We start from the raw sequence: 15,826 nt of genomic DNA on the forward strand, positions 1-15,826 counted from the left end.
ATTCACACAAAACGCTATGACAACATTTTTGCAGGCCGCCGAGGCGGTGGCCGTAAGTGAAGAGACCCGCATGGGCTTGTGGACGCTGTTTACCAAGGGCGGCTGGCTGATGTGGCCGCTGCTGGTGCTGGGGGGAGTGACGATCTTCATCTTCGTGGAGCGCTTTCTGGCCATCCGCAAGGCCTCGGTGCTGGACATGAACTTCATGAACCGCATCCGCGACTACATTTCGGACGGCAAGATCTCGACGGCCGTCAACCTGTGCAAGAAGACCGACACGCCGATCGCCCGCATGGTCGAGAAGGGCATCGAGCGCATCGGACGTCCGATGAGCGACGTGCAGACGGCCATCGAGAATGTGGCCAATCTCGAGGTTTCGAAGCTCGAAAACGGGCTTCCGTTCCTGGCGACGATTGCCGGCGGCGCCCCGATGCTGGGCTTCCTCGGCACGGTGCTCGGCATGGTGCAGACCTTCATGGACATGTCGGCGGCGGGCGGTACGGTCGACCTGGCGCTGTTGGCCAGCGGTATGTACGTGGCCATGGTGACGACCGTCGGCGGTCTGATCGTCGGCATCCCGGCCTACTTCGGCTACAACTATCTGGTGGCCCGCATCGAGAAGCTGGTCTTCCAGATGGAGGCCAACTCGATCGCTTTCATGGACATTCTGAATCAACCCGTTCAAAAATAGACGGCCATGGCAATCAAACACGGTTCGAAAGTCGATAAATCGTTTTCGGCCTCGTCGATGACCGACCTGATGTTCCTGCTGCTGCTCTTCCTGCTGATCGCCACGACGCTGATCAACCCCAATGCCCTGAAGCTGATGTTGCCCAAAAGTTCGAACCAGCTCAAGGACAAGGCGATGACGACGGTTTCGGTGCAGGATCTGAAGAACGGCCACTACCGCTATTACGTCGAGAGCAACGAGGTGGGTTCGATCGAAGGGGTCGAGCGGGCACTCAAGGCGCGCCTCGACGGGCAGAAGGAGCCCACCGTATCGCTGCACTGCGACAAGACGGTGGCCGTCGACGAGGTGGTCAAGGTGATGAACATCGCCAAGGACAACAATTACAAACTGATACTGGCCACCACGCCGCGATAGCCGTATGTATTACTATGATCCCGATAACAGGTCCCCGCGACGGTGGGCGATTGTGGCGGCAGCGGTCTATGGCGTGCTGCTCGCGGGATCGTTCGCCGCGGTGTCGTTCGACTTCACGCCGGCGCTCGAGAAGCCGGGCGACACGATCCTTGTCGACTTCACGGAGCCGGCGCCTGAGGAGCCGCCGCAGCCTCCGGTGCAGGTGGCCGAGGAGCCGCGCGTCCACGATGAGGCTGCTCCGGTGGAGCAGGTGGCCCAGGCTGCGGGCAAGGACGAGGTGACCGAGACCCCGAATCCGAAGGCACTCTTCAAGATGAACCGCGGCGGGGCGGACGAACCCGACAATGCGGGCAACCCGCGCGCCCGGGAGGGCGAGGACAAGGCCTCGGGCCGGGGGCCGGGTCTGAATCCCGACGGACTGGACCAGCTGGACAAGGGGCTTCAGGGCCGCGGACTGGTGGGCGACCTGCCGCGTCCGTCCTACCCGGGCGGCAAGAGCGGCAAGGTGGTGATCCGGGTGACGGTCGACGCACGGGGCCGGGTCACGGGAGCCTCCTACGAACCGGTGGGTTCGACGACCGATGCTCCGGAACTGGTTGCGGCGGCACGTCAGGCGGCCCTCAAGGCGCGCTTCACGGAGAGCCGTGCCGCGGTGCAGGGCGGAACGATAACCTATGTATTCACACTGAATTGACGAACCGATGAAACGAATTTTGCTCGTGCTGCTCGGGAGCCTCCTCATGACGGGGGCCTACGCGGCAAAAACTGCCCGTGCGGGTCGTGAGGCGCCGCAGCGAGCGGGCGCCCATCTGCGTTTGGAGGAGACGTCGTGGAATTTCGGCGACGTGCCGCGCCGGGGCGACGATCTGGTGCACGAATTCCGCTTCGTGAACGACGGCGAACGGCCGTTGGTGCTGGTGCGCGTCATCACGTCGTGTTCGTGCATCCGGGCGTCGTTCTCGAAGCGCCCCGTGGCTCCGGCCGATTCGGGGGTGATCCGCATCATCTACGAGCCGCACAAGAGTGAACCCGGCGCCTTCAACAAGGTGATCCAGATCTACTCCAATTCGGTCGACGGGCGCGACATCCTCACCGTGCAGGGCAATTCGCTCGACGACGAGGAGCTGGAACGCAGCCGGCAGACGCGTCCGAAAACCCCGAAACCCAGAAACAAATAATACCATATATCTATATAATACGATGGCACTACTCTTTTCCAATGCTACGGTTCTGCCGATGACCTCGGCGGAGGATGCCCCCCGCACGTTCCGGGGCTGGGTGGGCGTCGACGCAAACCGCCTGACGCTGGTTACCGACTCGGAGACGGAGGCTGCGGCATTCCGCACGGCACACGCCGGTCTGCGCGAGATCGACTGCCGCGGCAAACTCCTCATGCCGGGACTGATCAACACCCACTGCCACGCCGGCATGACCCTTCAGCGCAGCTATGCCGACGACATCACGCTCATGGAGTGGCTCAACGACTACATCTGGCCCTTCGAGTCGCGGCAGACGCCCGACGAGGTGGCGCTGGGCATGACGCTCGGCATCGTCGAGATGCTGCTGGGCGGCGTGACGTCGTTCGTCGACATGTACTATGACGAGGATCGGTGCGTGGAGGTGGCCGAGCGGCTGGGGATCCGGGCGGTGCTGGGCTGCAACTACTTCGATTCGAACATCGGGGAGGTCTTTCCGCAGGTGGAGCGGGCCGTCGAACGGGCCGCCGCCGGAAGCGGCCGTGTGCGGATCGCCGTGGCGCCCCATTCGGCCTATACGGTCTCGCCGGAGAATCTGGTGCGGGGACGGGAGCTGGCCGAGCGGCTCGATCTGGGGATGATGACCCATATCGCCGAGACGCGTGACGAGATCCGGATCGTGGGCGAGCGCTATGGCCGCACGCCGGTCGAACACCTCGATGCCCTGGGGCTTCTGGGGCCGCATATGATCGGCGCCCACTGTGTCCATGTCACGGATTCCGATTTGGCGACGCTCGTGGAACGGGGGGTGACCGTATCGCACAATCCGCAGAGCAACATGAAGATCTCGAGCGGCGTCGCTCCCGTGGAGAAGATGCTTCGGGTGGGGGCTCTGGTGACGGTGGCCACGGACGGCACCTGTTCGAACAACGACCTCGACATGTGGGAGGAGTTGCGTACGGCGGCCTTCCTGCAGAAATCCGCTACGGGAGACCCGACGGCCCTCCCGGCCTGGGAGGTGCTGCGGATGGCCACGGCCAACGGAGCCCGGGCCATGGGGTATGCCGACGGGGAGCTGGGCGTACTGCGCGAAGGGGCGCTGGCCGACCTGATTGTCGTCGACCTGCAGAAACCCCACCTGCAGCCGATTCACAACGTCGTGTCGAATCTGGCCTACTGCGGCAAGGCTTCGGACGTCGAGACGGTGGTGGTCGACGGACGGATCGTTGTCGAGAACCGCCGCATTGCCGGGGTGGATCTGCCGGATCTCTACGCCCGGGTAGGCGAGGCGGTGCGCCGCATCACGACGGCGGGCTGATCCCCCGACGGCCAACTGATCCCCCGACGGCCAACTGATCCCCCGACGGCCAACTGATCCCCCGACGGCGGGCTGATCTCACGACGGCCGGTTGATCCCCCGACGGCCGGTTGATCCTGCGTTTGGGTGATTTCGTGGCCGGCTGATCACGACAGTCGGTTGATCTCGTGTTTGGCTCCTCTCCCTTCTTCCGCCGATCGGCCGTTGCGGTGTCCGACTCCGGCATGCATGCCGGATATCGGGGCCCTGGGACGGGAGTCTTTGCGGATGCTGGCGGCAAATGGCTGCGGCACCGGATTTGCGGGAAAATTATTAAAACCTAACTAAATTTTACGAGATGGATTATCAGGTGACATTCGGCGGCCGGCCCGTGAAGCTGGAGGGCCGCCACTGCCAGGTGGGGGAGAAGGCCCCTTCGTTTACATTGACCGATGCTGCGCTGCAGCCGGTACCGTCGGATCGCTTCAGCGGCAGGGTGCGTATCTACAGCATCTTCCCGTCGGTCGACACGTCGGTCTGCTCGCTGCAGAACATCCGCTTCAACCGCGAGGCCTCGAAGCTGGGCGACGAGGTGGTTGTGATCTCGATTTCGGTGGATCTGCCCTTTGCGCAGAAACGTTTCTGCGCGGCCGAGGGGATCGACCGGGTGCATGTCCTGTCGGACTACCGCGAGCTGGATTTCGGCATGAAGTACGGCTTTGTGTTGGAGGGGCTCCGGCTGTTGGCCCGGGGCGTGGTGGTGGTCGACCGGGACGATCGGGTGCGTTACGTGGAGTATGTCCCCGAGGTGACGCATGAGCCCGATTACGAGGCGGCGCTTGAGGTGGCCCGCACGCTGGTTGGCGCGTAGAGACCCGGGCGGATGACTCCGGCTCACTGAATGGAGAATGGCGGCGATCCCATGCGGATCGCCGCCTTTTTTTGCGGATATCGCCGGTGCTTCGCCGGATTGCTTTTTGGCCGGATTGCTTTTTGGCCGGATTGCCCCTTCGCCGGTTGCCCCTTTGTCGGTTTGCCGGTTTGTCCCTTCGCCGGATGCCCCTTTGCCGGGTTGCCCCTTTACGAGCTCCCCCCCCCTCATGCAGTCCCCTCCTCCGGTCTGCTACCGCTTGCGCAGGTAGACCGTTGCGGTGCGCGAGGTGTTGTAGATGCGGATGCGGGGGTACTCCTTCCCGTCGTCGCCCGTGACGTTGAACGAGAAGTGCTCCGAGTCCATCGACTGCCGCTCCTGCCCGCCGAAACGCCGCTCGTCGGTCGAGAGGATCGGCACATACTTGCCCGGGCCCTGCACCGGCAATTCATAGTCGGGGATCGAGGCCGTGGGGTGCCAGTTGAAGACGAAGAGCAGCCGTCCGTGCGAGAAGGCCATCGTCTTGTTGTGCTCGTCCATGAGCAGGTTCCACGGATAGCCGTCCGCGAGGACCCTGTATTTCTTGACCAGCCGGATCATCGCCCGGTCGAAATCCCCCAGCCACGAGTAGCGCAGCAGACGGTTGCGCGAGAGCGACCACTGCCGCCGCGCATGGGCATAGCTCCAGCCGTTGCCCTCGCGCGGGAAGTCGATCCACTCGGGGTGCCCGAACTCGTTGCCCATGAAGTTGAGGTAGGCCTGTCCGCCGGTGGAGATCGTCATCAGCCGGATCATCATGTGCAGGGCCATGCCGCGGTCGATGATGAGGTTCTGCGAGGCGCGGTCCATGTGGAAGTACATCTCCTTGTCCATCAGACGGAAGGCGATGGTCTTGTCGCCTACGAGGGCCTGGTCGTGCGATTCGGCGTAGGCGACGGTCTTGACCTGGGGCAGACGGTCGGTCATGACGGACCACATCTCCCAGATGTTCCACTCCTCGTCGGGAATATCCTTCAGCAGCTTGATCCAGAAGTCGGGGATGGCCATGCCGAGGCGGTAGTCGAATCCGATGCCGCCGTCGTCGATCGGGATGCACATGCCGGGCATTCCGCTCACGTCTTCGGCGATGGTGACGGCCGCCGGGCGGAATTCGTGGATCAGGCGGTTGGCCAGCGTGAGGTAGGTGATGGCATCCTCGTTGACGCCGGCGTCGAAGTAGCGGTCGCGCGAATCGAACGTGACGTAACCGTGGTGGTGGTAGATCATCGAGGTGACGCCGTCGAAGCGGAATCCGTCGAAGTGGAACTCGTCGAGCCAGTACTTGATGTTCGAGAGCAGGAAGTGCTGCACCTCCGGTTTCCCGTAGTCGAAGAGTTTCGAATCCCAGTAGGGCTGGTTTCCCTCCTCGCCCGGACGCGAGTAGAGGTGGTCCGTACCGTCGAGTTCGTTGATTCCCTCGTTGAGGTTCTTGACGTAGTGGGCGTGGACGAGGTCCATGATGACGGCCAGCCCCATCTCGTGGGCGCGGCGGATCAGCTCCTTCAGCTCCTCGGGGGTTCCGCAGCGCGACGTGGGGGCGAAGAAGCTCGAGACGTGGTAGCCGAACGAACCGTAGTAGGGGTGTTCGGCGATGGCCATCAGCTGCACGGCGTTGTAGCCGTCGCGCTTGATGATCGGGAGGATCTTCTCCGTAAATTCGCGGTAGGTGCCCACCCCTTCGCGCTCCTGGGCCATGCCGACGTGAGCCTCGTAGATGAGCAGGCTGCCGAGCGTCGAGGCGTCGAAGGCGTCGCCCTGCCAGTCGAAGGGCTCGGCCGGCTGCCAGAACTGGGCGGTGAAGTTTTTCGTCTGCTCGTCCTGCACCACGCGGCGGGCATAGGCCGGGATGCGGTCCATCCAGCCGTTATCGCCGTGGACATGGATCTTGTAGAGCGATCCGTGGGTGAGGCGGTCGCGGTACATCGCCGCGGGGAAGAAGGCGCTCCAGACACCGGCCTGGTCACGGTGCATGCGGATCTCGGTGCGCTGCCAGTTGTTGAAGTCGCCGAAGACGTAGACGTCCTGCGCTCCGGGCAGCCACTCGCGCAGCCACCATCCGTCGAGCGTGGGGTCCCACTGCCAGCCGTAGTAGCGGTAACCGTTGGCGTAGTCGACGATCGAACCGGCCGAGCGGAGGATCTCCGCCATCTTGGCCTCGTAGCGGGCATGGCGCTCGTTCATCTGCTCCTCGACGGGCCGTAGCCACTCGTCGTGTTCGACGATCGGGAGTCGTTTCGGGGTCGTATTCTCTTTTTCCATAGGGGAGTCGTTTATACAAATGTACGAAAAATCCCGGAGCCGGGCATCATCTGCCGGGGAGTTTTTTGTCGGATCGGGAGCGGATTTTTTTCAGAACGGCGGGGTCGGTCGGTAAAAAATGCGGATTTTGGGGCCCATTTTTTGCGAAACGGTAACCTGTGTTCTTCGAAAATCTCGAAAAAATTTCTAAATTTGTCGTCAAACCAAAAAAGAACCACTCTCTAAAATCCAAAATCAACTATGTTCAAAGGACAACCCAAAGGTTTGTACGCCCTTTCGCTGGCCAATACGGGCGAGCGCTTCGGCTACTACACCATGCTTGCGATCTTCACGCTGTTTCTGCAGGCAAAATTCGGTTATACCGAAGCGGTTACGACCCAGATCTACGGCATCTTCCTGGCTGCGGTCTATTTCATGCCCTTCTTCGGCGGCATTCTGGCCGACCGGTTCGGCTTCGGAAAGATGGTCACGCTGGGAATCTTCGTGATGTTCGCGGGCTATGCGCTGCTCTCGATCCCGACGGGTACGGGCTTTGCGGGTCAGGCGATGATGTTCGGCGCCCTGGCGCTGATCGCCTGCGGTACGGGTCTCTTCAAGGGGAACCTCCAGGTGCTGGTGGGCAACCTCTACGATGACCCCGCCTACCAGGCCAAACGCGACAACGCCTTCTCGATCTTCTATATGGCCATCAACATCGGCGCGATGTTCGCCCCGGGCATGGCCAAATGGATCACCAACCACTTCCTGGCCCAGGACGGTCTGATCTACAACGGACAGATCCCGGCCCTGGCTCACCAGTACCTCGAGCTGGGCGGGCAGATGCCCGCCGAACCGCTGGCCAAACTGCAGGAGCTGGCCGCCTCGATGAGTACGACGATCACCGATCTGGGCGAATTCTCGCGCCACTATATCGACAAGCTTTCGACGGCCTACAACATGGGCTTTGGTGTGGCGTGCCTCTCGCTGGTTGTCTCCTACCTGATCTACGTGGGCTTCCGCAAGACGTTCAAGCATGCCGACGTGACGGCCAAGCAGCAGGCAGCCGCCGCCACCTCCGCCGGTGTGAAGACGGCCGAACTGACTCCGGCACAGACCAAGTCGCGCATCACGGCGCTGATGCTTGTCTTCGCGGTGGTGATCTTCTTCTGGATGGCCTTCCACCAGAACGGCTCGACGATGACCTTCTTCGCGCGTGACTACACGACCTCCGAGGCGACGGGCATTACGCGCATGGGCTTCGATATCTTCAATCTGGTGCTGGTGCTGGTGGGAGTCTACGGCATCGTGGGCTTCTTCCAGTCGGAGAAGGGGCGCGGCAAACTGATCTCGGCCGCCGCCGTGGTCGTAGCCGCCGGCGTGCTGATCTACCGCTATACGCTTACGCCCGATCCGGTTCACATCCTGCCGCAGGAGTTCCAGCAGTTCAACCCCTTCTACGTGGTGGGTCTGACGCCGATTTCGGTGGCCATCTTCACGGCTCTGGCCCGCAAGGGCAAGGAGCCCTCGGCTCCGCGCAAGATCGGTCTGGGTATGATCATCGCCGCGTTGGGCTTCCTGATCCTGACCATCGGTTCGGTGGGACTGATGTCGCCGGCCGAGGTGAAGGCTGCCGGGGCGAGTGATCAGTTTGTCTCGCAGAACTGGCTGATTTCGACCTATCTGGTGCTGACGTTCGCCGAGTTGCTGCTCTCGCCGATGGGAATCTCGTTTGTCTCGAAGGTGGCCCCTCCGAAGTACAAGGGTATGATGATGGGCTGCTGGTTTGCCGCCACGGCCATCGGCAACTACGCCACCTCGCTGATCGGCTATCTGTGGGGTAGCGGCATGGCGCTGTGGATGGTCTGGAGCGTGCTGATCGTGCTGTGCCTGCTCTCGGCGCTCTTCATCTTCTCGATCATGCGCAAACTCGAAAATGCCACGGCGGCCTGAGGCCGACCTGCACTGAAGACGGGCCCGGACGACTGATCGTCCGGGCCCGTCTTTGCATCATCGACCGGTGTTCAGACTCCGGTTAACTTGTCCTTTGAGAGACTCCCTCCGATAACGTCAATTTTTTGATTATAAAATAAAAGGTGATTTTTTGTATAAACACGGGTGTGTTTTATTTATTGTATTGTATTTCAGGTTGTTGTAGTGTAAGATAGCCGGCTGTTTAATAAGATGGACAAACCGGACAAGAGATGATGGAACCCAAACGGAACATGGAAATCGAGTGGTCGATGTGCGCGCTGTTCGGCTCGATTGTCGGCGTGCTGGGTTCGGGACGGTTCGAAGGGGTCGGGCGGAGCCTGCTCCGTTCGGTCTATGCCAACCACACGAACCCCGACGGCGGGAAGCATCTGCTTTTCGAAGCCTTCCTGCTCCTGGAGTTCATGTATTCGGGGCAGTACAACGGGGTGGTAGCTACCGAAAGGGCCTTTGCCGACGGGTATGGCCTCAATTCGGCCCACAAGGAGGATTGGCAGGAGCTGATCGACTGCTATTTCGAGAGATTACCTGAGCAGCCTCAAAGATGGAGTTCGACGACACGCTGCTCAACGATCCGGTCAAGGCCAACCGTCTGCGCAGCTACATGAAGTATTTCAAGGAGTACGGCGCCTGGGAGACGCAGACTATGGCCTATTATGTGGGCGACGATGCCGTGCGGAACCTGAAATACTCCACCAACGACAATATTCACTCGCTCTACTACGGGTAGGGCTTTTTTGAAAGGGACAGGTCCGTTTGGAATGGGGCGGGCCCGGCCGGGCGACGGTTTGGCCGAATCTTTGCGGGACGAACCGGAAAACTCTTTTGGTTTTTCCGGTTTATTTTTTATTTTTGTATTCGGACAACACTCTATACCATGGATCAGAAGGATCGTATCGTCGCTCAGGCGATGCAGATGTTTGTGTCGGAGGGGATCAAATCCGTCCGCATGGACGATATCGCCCGTCAGCTGGGCGTCTCGAAACGTACGCTCTACGAGCTCTTCGGCGACAAGGAGAGCCTGCTCTATCTGGCCATGGAACACTGGTTCGAATGCAAACGCCTCGAACGGGAACGGGCCGGAGCCGGTGCGGGCAATGTCCTCGAGGCGATGTTCCGGGTGCTGGACTGCGTGCTGAACGACTCGGAGTCCGTCCATCGCTTGCTGAACAGCCTGCGGAAGTTCTATCCGGCGGTGTACGATCGGCTGATGAGCGAAGGCTCGGCCAAGAGCCGTCGCGACTTGCGACAGATGCTCGAACGGGGCATTGCCGACGGTCTGTTTGTCGCGACGATCAATATCGAGCTGGCCATTTCGGTCCTCTACTATACGGCCTCGGCGGTCACCGACCGCAAGGATCTGCTGCTGCCCGACGGCATGAGCGAACGCGAGGCCTACCTGCAGGTCGTCAGCACCTTTTTCCGGGGGATATCGACCCCCGAGGGGCTGCGGCTGGTCGACGACTATCGCAAACGCTACGTTTCGCCGGCCTGCGGAGTGCCGAAATCCTAGTTCATGACAAAACATCCGACACGCCATGAAAAAAATGCTGTATACGCTCGCCGTGGGGATGCTTGCTCTTCTTGCGGGCGTTTCTGATGCGGCGGGGCAGATGCGCCTGACGCTGGAGCAGGCGCTCGAACTGGCCCTGAGTGAGAACCCGACCGTGAAGGTGGCCGACATGGAGGTCGCGCGCTACGACTACGTGCGGCGCCAGACGTGGGGATCGCTGCTGCCGCAACTCACGGCTTCGGGCAACTATACGCGTTCGATCGTCAAGTCGGAGATGCGGGGCGGGCTGTCGTTCGGCGCCGACAACACCTTTGCGCTGCAGGGCGACCTGACGCTGCCGCTCTTTGCGCCGTCGGTCTACCGGACGCTGAAGATGAACGACGCACAGCGTGCGGCGGCGGTCGAGGCGGCGCGTTCGTCGCGCATCGACCTGGTGGCCGAGGTGCGCAAGGCCTTCTACAACATCCTGCTGGCCGAACAGTCGCTGGCGGTGCTGCGCGAATCGGAGGCCACGGTGCAGCGCACGGTCGACGACACGCAGGTGCAGTACGACCACGGCCTGATGTCGGAGTATGACCTGCTGACGGCCCAGGTGCAGTTGAGCAACCTGCGGCCGACGATCCTCCAGACCGAGAATTCGATCAAGCTGGCCAAGCTGATGCTGAAGATGTACCTGTCGATCCCCGAGCAGGTGGAGATCGAGGTCGAGGGGTCGCTCGACGCGCTGCGCGGCGAGGTGCTGGCCGGGACCGACGGTCTGACGGCCGACGTGTCGCGCAACAGCAGCCTGCGCACGCTCGAACTGCAGGAGGAGTTGTTGAGGCGGTCGCTGCGGGCGGCCAACGCCGGACGTCTGCCGACGCTGGCGGCCTTCGGCACGGCCTCCTGGACGGGCAACGACATGGAGCCCTTCATGGGTTTCGGCAGCGGGGACGATTCGCGTTATTTCTGGACCCATCCGATCTCGGTGGGGGTGCAGCTGTCGGTGCCGGTCTTTGCGGGTCTGACGCGCATGAACCGGTCGCGAGAGCTGAAGAACCAGATTGCGCAGACCTCCCTGCAGCGCACCTATGCGCGGCAGCAGCTGGACGTGCAGGTGCGCTCGGCGCTGAACGACCTGCTGACGGCGCGCGAGACGATGTTCGCGCAGGAGCTGACCGTCGAACAGGCGCGCAAGGCCTACCGGATCTCCGACACGCGCTACCGGGCCGGAGCGGGGACGATCCTCGAACTGAACAGCGCCCAGCTGTCGCAGACCCAGGCGCAGCTGAACTATTCGCAGGCGATCTACGACTACCTTTCGGCCAAGGCCGAGTACGACCGGATCGTGGGGCGGGAACAGTGACATCGAATAACGGACAAACGGCAAGGATAGAACCATGAAAAAGATGCTGTGGATGATGGCGGCGGTCCTGACGGCCGGCTGCACGGGCAACCGGGGTGCGGGCCCCGCAACGGAGACGAAAGGGGTGCTGACGCGCTGCGTGGCGGCCGACAGTACGACGGTGCGTCTGACGGAGGAGTTCACCTCGGAGATCGAACCCTACCGCGAGAACGACATCACGCCGGCGGCCACGGGCGTGCATATCGACCGCATCTGGGTGGAGGTGGGCGACAAGGTGCACGCCGGACAGCTGGTCGTGTCGCTCGACCCGACGCAGTATACGCAGCAGCTCGTCCAGCTGCAGACCATCGAGAGCGACTACAACCGCCTGCTGCCGGTCTACGAGGCCGGTGGCATTTCGGCGCAGCAGATCGAACAGGCGCGGGCGCAGTTGGACGTGCAGCGCGAGGTGGTTGCCAACCTGAAGAAGAACATCGAGGTGCGTTCGCCGATCACGGGGGTGGTCACGGCGCGCAACTACGAGTCGGGCGACCTCTTCGCGCAGCAGCCGATCCTGCACATCATGCAGATCAATCCGCTGAAGGTCATCGTCAACATCTCGGAGCAGTTCTTTCCGCAGGTGAAGGTCGGTATGCCGGTCGAGCTGCAGGTGGAAATCTTCCCCGAGAAGGCGTTTGCCGGGGAGGTGTCGCTGATCTATCCGGCGCTGGACCCGGCGACGCGGACCTTCAAGGTGGAGGTCCGCGTGCCGAACTCCGAGGGGATCCTCCGCCCGGGGATGTACGCCCGCACGCGGTTCGACATGGGCAGCAAACCGGGGGTGATGGTCCCCGACGTGGCTGTGCAGAAGCAGATGGGGTCGGCCGAACGCTACCTCTACGTCATCGTGGGGGATTCGGTGGCCGAACGGCGTTCGGTGGAGGTGGGGCGCCAGGTGGGTGACCGGGTCGACATCCTGCGGGGTGTGGCCGCGGGCGAGCAGGTGGCCGTGACGGCGCTGTCGAAACTCTACGACGGGGCGCCGGTGGAAGTCAAACAGGAGTAAAAGCAACAGCCGATGAAGATTTACGAAAGTGCCGTACGCAAGCCGATCTCCACGGTGCTGATATTTGTCGGGGTGATGGTGCTGGGGCTCTTCTCGCTGAAGAACCTGGCTGTGGACCAGTATCCCGAGATCGAGATTCCGCAGATCTCGGTCATCACGATGTACCCGGGGGCGAACGCCGCCGAGATCGAGACCAACATCACGCGCGTGCTGGAGGACAACCTCAATACGGTGAGCAACCTCAAGAAGCTGACCTCCAAGTCGCAGGACAACGTTTCGATGATCACCGTGGAGTTCGAGTACGGGTCGGACCTCGACGAGGGGGCCAACGAGATCCGCGATGCGGTGTCGCGCGTGCAGTCGCTGCTGCCCGACGGGATCGAGTACCCGACGATCTTCAAGTTCTCGTCGTCGATGATGCCGATCATGATGCTGGCGGTGACGGCCGAGGAGAGCTATCCGGCGCTGAGCAAGATTCTCGACGACAAGCTGGTCAACGTCCTGAACCGGGTCGACGGCGTGGGGGCCGTCACGGTGATGGGGGCCCCGGAGCGCGAGGTGCAGGTGAATGTCGACCCGGCGCGTCTGGAGGCCTACAACCTGACGGTCGAGCAGCTGGGGCAGATCATCGCCGCGGAGAATGTCAACATCCCGAGCGGCACGATCGACATCGGCAACAATACGTTCAACATCAAGGCCGACGGAGAGTTCCGCCTTTCGGACGAACTGCGCCAGGTGGTGGTGTCGAACGCCGGGGGACGCACGGTGATGCTTTCGGACGTGGCCGAGATCCGCGACACGCTCGAGAAGGCCACCATGGATGAGCGGGTCAACGGCCAGCGGGGCGTTCGGGTGATGTTCCAGAAGCAGTCGGGGGCCAATACGGTCAATATCGTCCGCGAGATCGAGTCGCGGCTGCCGGCCATCCAGAAGAGTCTGCCGCGCGACGTGAAGATGGAGCTGATCTTCGAGGGTTCGCAGGAGATCACCGATGCCATCGGGTCGCTGTCGGAGACCATTCTCTATGCCTTTATCTTCGTGGTGCTGGTGGTGATGATCTTCCTGGGGCGCTGGCGGGCGACGCTGATCATCTGCATGACGATCCCCGTCTCGCTGATCTGTTCGTTCATCTACCTCTTCGCCACGGACTCGACGATCAACATCATCTCGCTCTCGTCGCTGTCGATCGCCATCGGCATGGTGGTCGACGATGCCATCGTGGTGCTGGAGAACATCACCACCCATATCGAGCGGGGTTCGACGCCGAAGGAGGCCTCGATCTACGCCACCAACGAGGTGTGGCTGTCGGTCATTGCCACGACGCTGGTGGTTGTGGCGGTGTTCCTGCCGCTGACGCTGGTTCCGGGCATGGCGGGCATTCTGTTCCGCGAGCTGGGGTGGATCGTGACGATCGTGGTGTGCGTCTCGACGGCGGCGGCCATCACGCTGACGCCGATGATGTCGGCCTACCTGCTCAAACGCGAGGGCGGCGTCCATACCTGCCGCGGACTGGGCGTCGTCTACAAACCGATCGACCGGGCGCTGGCGTGGCTCGACAATGCCTATGCGCGTTCGCTCGACTGGGTGGTTCACCACCGCCGGCTGACGGTCATCTCGATGATGTCGCTCTTCGTGCTCTCGCTGGGGCTGCTGACGCAGGTCCCGACGGAGTTCTTCCCGCCGTCGGACAACAACCGCATTGCGGCGACGGTCGAACTCGAACAGAACGTTTCGGTGGAGTACACCTCGCGCATCGCCCGTCAGATCGACAGCATTCTCTACGCGAAATATCCCGAGGTGGTGCTGGTTTCGGCCTCGGCGGGAGCCAACTCGTCGGACGATGCCTTTGCGGCGATGCAGACCACCGGTTCGCACCTCATCAACTACAACCTGCGACTGACCGACGTCGAGGGGCGCGAGCGGTCGATCTACGTCATTTCGGACCTGCTGCGTCAGGACCTGGACCGCATACCCGAGATCCGGCAGTATACGGTCACGCCGGGCGGAGCGATGGGCGGCATGGTCGGCGGAGCGGCGACGGCCGACGTGAAGGTCTTCGGCTACGACATGGATGTGACGAATGCCGTGGCGAACGATCTGAAGGAGCGGATGCGCGCGCTGCCGGGGGTGCGCGACGTGAAGCTCTCGCGCGACGACCTGCGCCCGGAGTACAACGTGGTCTTCGACCGCGAGCGGCTGGCCTACTACGGGATGAACAGTGCGACGGCCTCGCAGGCCGTGCGCAACCGCATCGACGGACTGGTGGCCTCGAAATACCGCGAGGACGGTGACGAATACGACATTGTGGTCCGCTACGCCGAACCGTTCCGCACGCGGGTGGAGGATGTCGAGAACATCACGCTCTACAACGCTCAGGGGCGTCCCGTGAAGCTCAAGGAGGTGGGACGCGTCGAGGAGGAGTATGCGGCGCCGATGATCGAGCGCGAGAACCGTCAGCGGGTCATCTCCGTCGAGTCGACGCTCGGTGCGGGGGTGGCGCTGGGCGACGTGGTGGCCGAACTCAACCGCCTGATTGCCGATTACCCGACGCCCGACGGCGTGGATCTCGAGGTGGGCGGTACGGTCGAGGATCAGGGCGATGCCTTCTCGGATCTGCTGACGCTGTTCGTGCTGATCGTCATTCTGGTCTACATCGTCATGGCCACGCAGTTCGAGTCGCTGAAGTTCCCCTTCATCATCATGTTCACCATTCCGTTTGCCTTCACGGGGGTTTTCCTGGCGTTGTGGCTGACCTCGACGCCGCTGTCGCTTATCGCGCTGATCGGTGCGATCATGCTGGTGGGCATCGTGACGAAGAACGGCATCGTGATGGTGGACTACATGAACCTGCTGATCGAACGGGGGTCGGGTGTCTTCGAGGCGGTGATAGCGGGCGGCAAGAGCCGTCTGCGTCCGGTGCTGATGACCTCGTTCACGACGGTGCTGGGCATGCTGCCGCTGGCCATCGGCACGGGAGCCGGTTCGGAGACGTGGCAGCCGATGGGCATTGCTGTGATCGGCGGACTGACCTTCTCGACCATCCTGACGCTCTTCATCGTGCCGGTGCTCTATTCGATTCTGGTCCACCGTTCCCGGCGTCGCGAGCAGCGTCGTTTGGCCCGTCAGGCGACCATGCACCAGGCCGGGAGCCATTGACCGGCCGGCCCCTGCACAAGAACAGACAACAA

Annotated in this window: 14 protein-coding genes; 13 read left to right on the forward strand and 1 reads right to left on the reverse strand. The window is 62.2% G+C overall.

Features of this window, described 5'->3' with window-relative positions; translation table 11 throughout:
- The first annotated feature begins 16 nt into the window (after positions 1 to 16).
- The 6 genes from B5E60_RS01470 to tpx all read left to right on the forward strand — a co-directional run bounded on the left by B5E60_RS01470 (position 17) and on the right by tpx (position 4,469).
- The gene (locus B5E60_RS01470) at positions 17 to 691 is read left to right on the forward strand and encodes a MotA/TolQ/ExbB proton channel family protein (protein ID WP_087309123.1); all 675 of its coding nucleotides are present in this window, start codon (positions 17 to 19) and stop codon (positions 689 to 691) included.
- A 6-nt stretch (positions 692 to 697) separates the two neighbouring features.
- Complete coding sequence (locus B5E60_RS01475; RefSeq protein ID WP_087309124.1) at positions 698 to 1,105, forward strand: ExbD/TolR family protein; 408 nt, start codon at positions 698 to 700, stop codon at positions 1,103 to 1,105.
- Positions 1,106 to 1,109: 4 nt separating this feature from the next.
- Positions 1,110 to 1,799 carry a TonB family protein gene (locus B5E60_RS01480; protein WP_204246424.1) on the forward strand — a complete coding sequence of 230 codons (690 nt, stop codon included), beginning with the start codon at positions 1,110 to 1,112 and terminating at the stop codon, positions 1,797 to 1,799.
- 7 nt (positions 1,800 to 1,806) lie between these two features.
- Complete coding sequence (locus tag B5E60_RS01485) at positions 1,807 to 2,283, forward strand: DUF1573 domain-containing protein (RefSeq protein WP_087309125.1); 477 nt, start codon at positions 1,807 to 1,809, stop codon at positions 2,281 to 2,283.
- A 22-nt stretch (positions 2,284 to 2,305) separates the two neighbouring features.
- Positions 2,306 to 3,619: an amidohydrolase family protein gene (locus B5E60_RS01490; RefSeq protein WP_087309126.1), complete on the forward strand. Its 1,314-nt coding sequence runs from the start codon at positions 2,306 to 2,308 to the stop codon at positions 3,617 to 3,619.
- A 337-nt stretch (positions 3,620 to 3,956) separates the two neighbouring features.
- Complete coding sequence (gene tpx, locus B5E60_RS01495) at positions 3,957 to 4,469, forward strand: thiol peroxidase (RefSeq protein WP_087309127.1); 513 nt, start codon at positions 3,957 to 3,959, stop codon at positions 4,467 to 4,469.
- A gap of 252 nt (positions 4,470 to 4,721) precedes the next feature.
- Here the strand turns inward: tpx and B5E60_RS01500 are convergent, their stop codons facing one another.
- Positions 4,722 to 6,767: an alpha-amylase family glycosyl hydrolase gene (locus B5E60_RS01500; RefSeq protein ID WP_087309128.1), complete on the reverse strand. Its 2,046-nt coding sequence runs from the start codon at positions 6,765 to 6,767 to the stop codon at positions 4,722 to 4,724.
- Between the two features lie 240 nt (positions 6,768 to 7,007).
- Between B5E60_RS01500 and B5E60_RS01505 the strand changes: the two genes are divergently transcribed.
- From B5E60_RS01505 to B5E60_RS01530, 7 genes are all read left to right on the forward strand, one after another.
- Positions 7,008 to 8,696 carry a peptide MFS transporter gene (locus B5E60_RS01505; RefSeq protein ID WP_087309129.1) on the forward strand — a complete coding sequence of 563 codons (1,689 nt, stop codon included), beginning with the start codon at positions 7,008 to 7,010 and terminating at the stop codon, positions 8,694 to 8,696.
- 251 nt (positions 8,697 to 8,947) lie between these two features.
- Positions 8,948 to 9,343 carry a DUF4855 domain-containing protein gene (locus tag B5E60_RS13680; RefSeq protein WP_143260622.1) on the forward strand — a complete coding sequence of 132 codons (396 nt, stop codon included), beginning with the start codon at positions 8,948 to 8,950 and terminating at the stop codon, positions 9,341 to 9,343.
- Complete coding sequence (locus tag B5E60_RS01510; RefSeq protein WP_087309130.1) at positions 9,280 to 9,465, forward strand: DUF4855 domain-containing protein; 186 nt, start codon at positions 9,280 to 9,282, stop codon at positions 9,463 to 9,465. The genes B5E60_RS13680 and B5E60_RS01510 overlap by 64 nt, the downstream gene beginning before the upstream one ends.
- Positions 9,466 to 9,612: 147 nt before the next feature.
- Positions 9,613 to 10,248: a TetR/AcrR family transcriptional regulator gene (locus B5E60_RS01515; RefSeq protein WP_087309131.1), complete on the forward strand. Its 636-nt coding sequence runs from the start codon at positions 9,613 to 9,615 to the stop codon at positions 10,246 to 10,248.
- Between the two features lie 25 nt (positions 10,249 to 10,273).
- Positions 10,274 to 11,593, forward strand: coding sequence for a TolC family protein (locus B5E60_RS01520; protein ID WP_087309132.1), 1,320 nt, complete (start codon positions 10,274 to 10,276; stop codon positions 11,591 to 11,593).
- A gap of 34 nt (positions 11,594 to 11,627) precedes the next feature.
- Complete coding sequence (locus B5E60_RS01525) at positions 11,628 to 12,638, forward strand: efflux RND transporter periplasmic adaptor subunit (protein ID WP_087309133.1); 1,011 nt, start codon at positions 11,628 to 11,630, stop codon at positions 12,636 to 12,638.
- Positions 12,639 to 12,650: 12 nt separating this feature from the next.
- The gene (locus B5E60_RS01530) at positions 12,651 to 15,794 is read left to right on the forward strand and encodes an efflux RND transporter permease subunit (protein ID WP_087309134.1); all 3,144 of its coding nucleotides are present in this window, start codon (positions 12,651 to 12,653) and stop codon (positions 15,792 to 15,794) included.
- Positions 15,795 to 15,826: the final 32 nt, after the last annotated feature.

This window comes from Alistipes sp. An116 (assembly GCF_002161005.1).
Taxonomy (GTDB): domain Bacteria; phylum Bacteroidota; class Bacteroidia; order Bacteroidales; family Rikenellaceae; genus Alistipes; species Alistipes megaguti.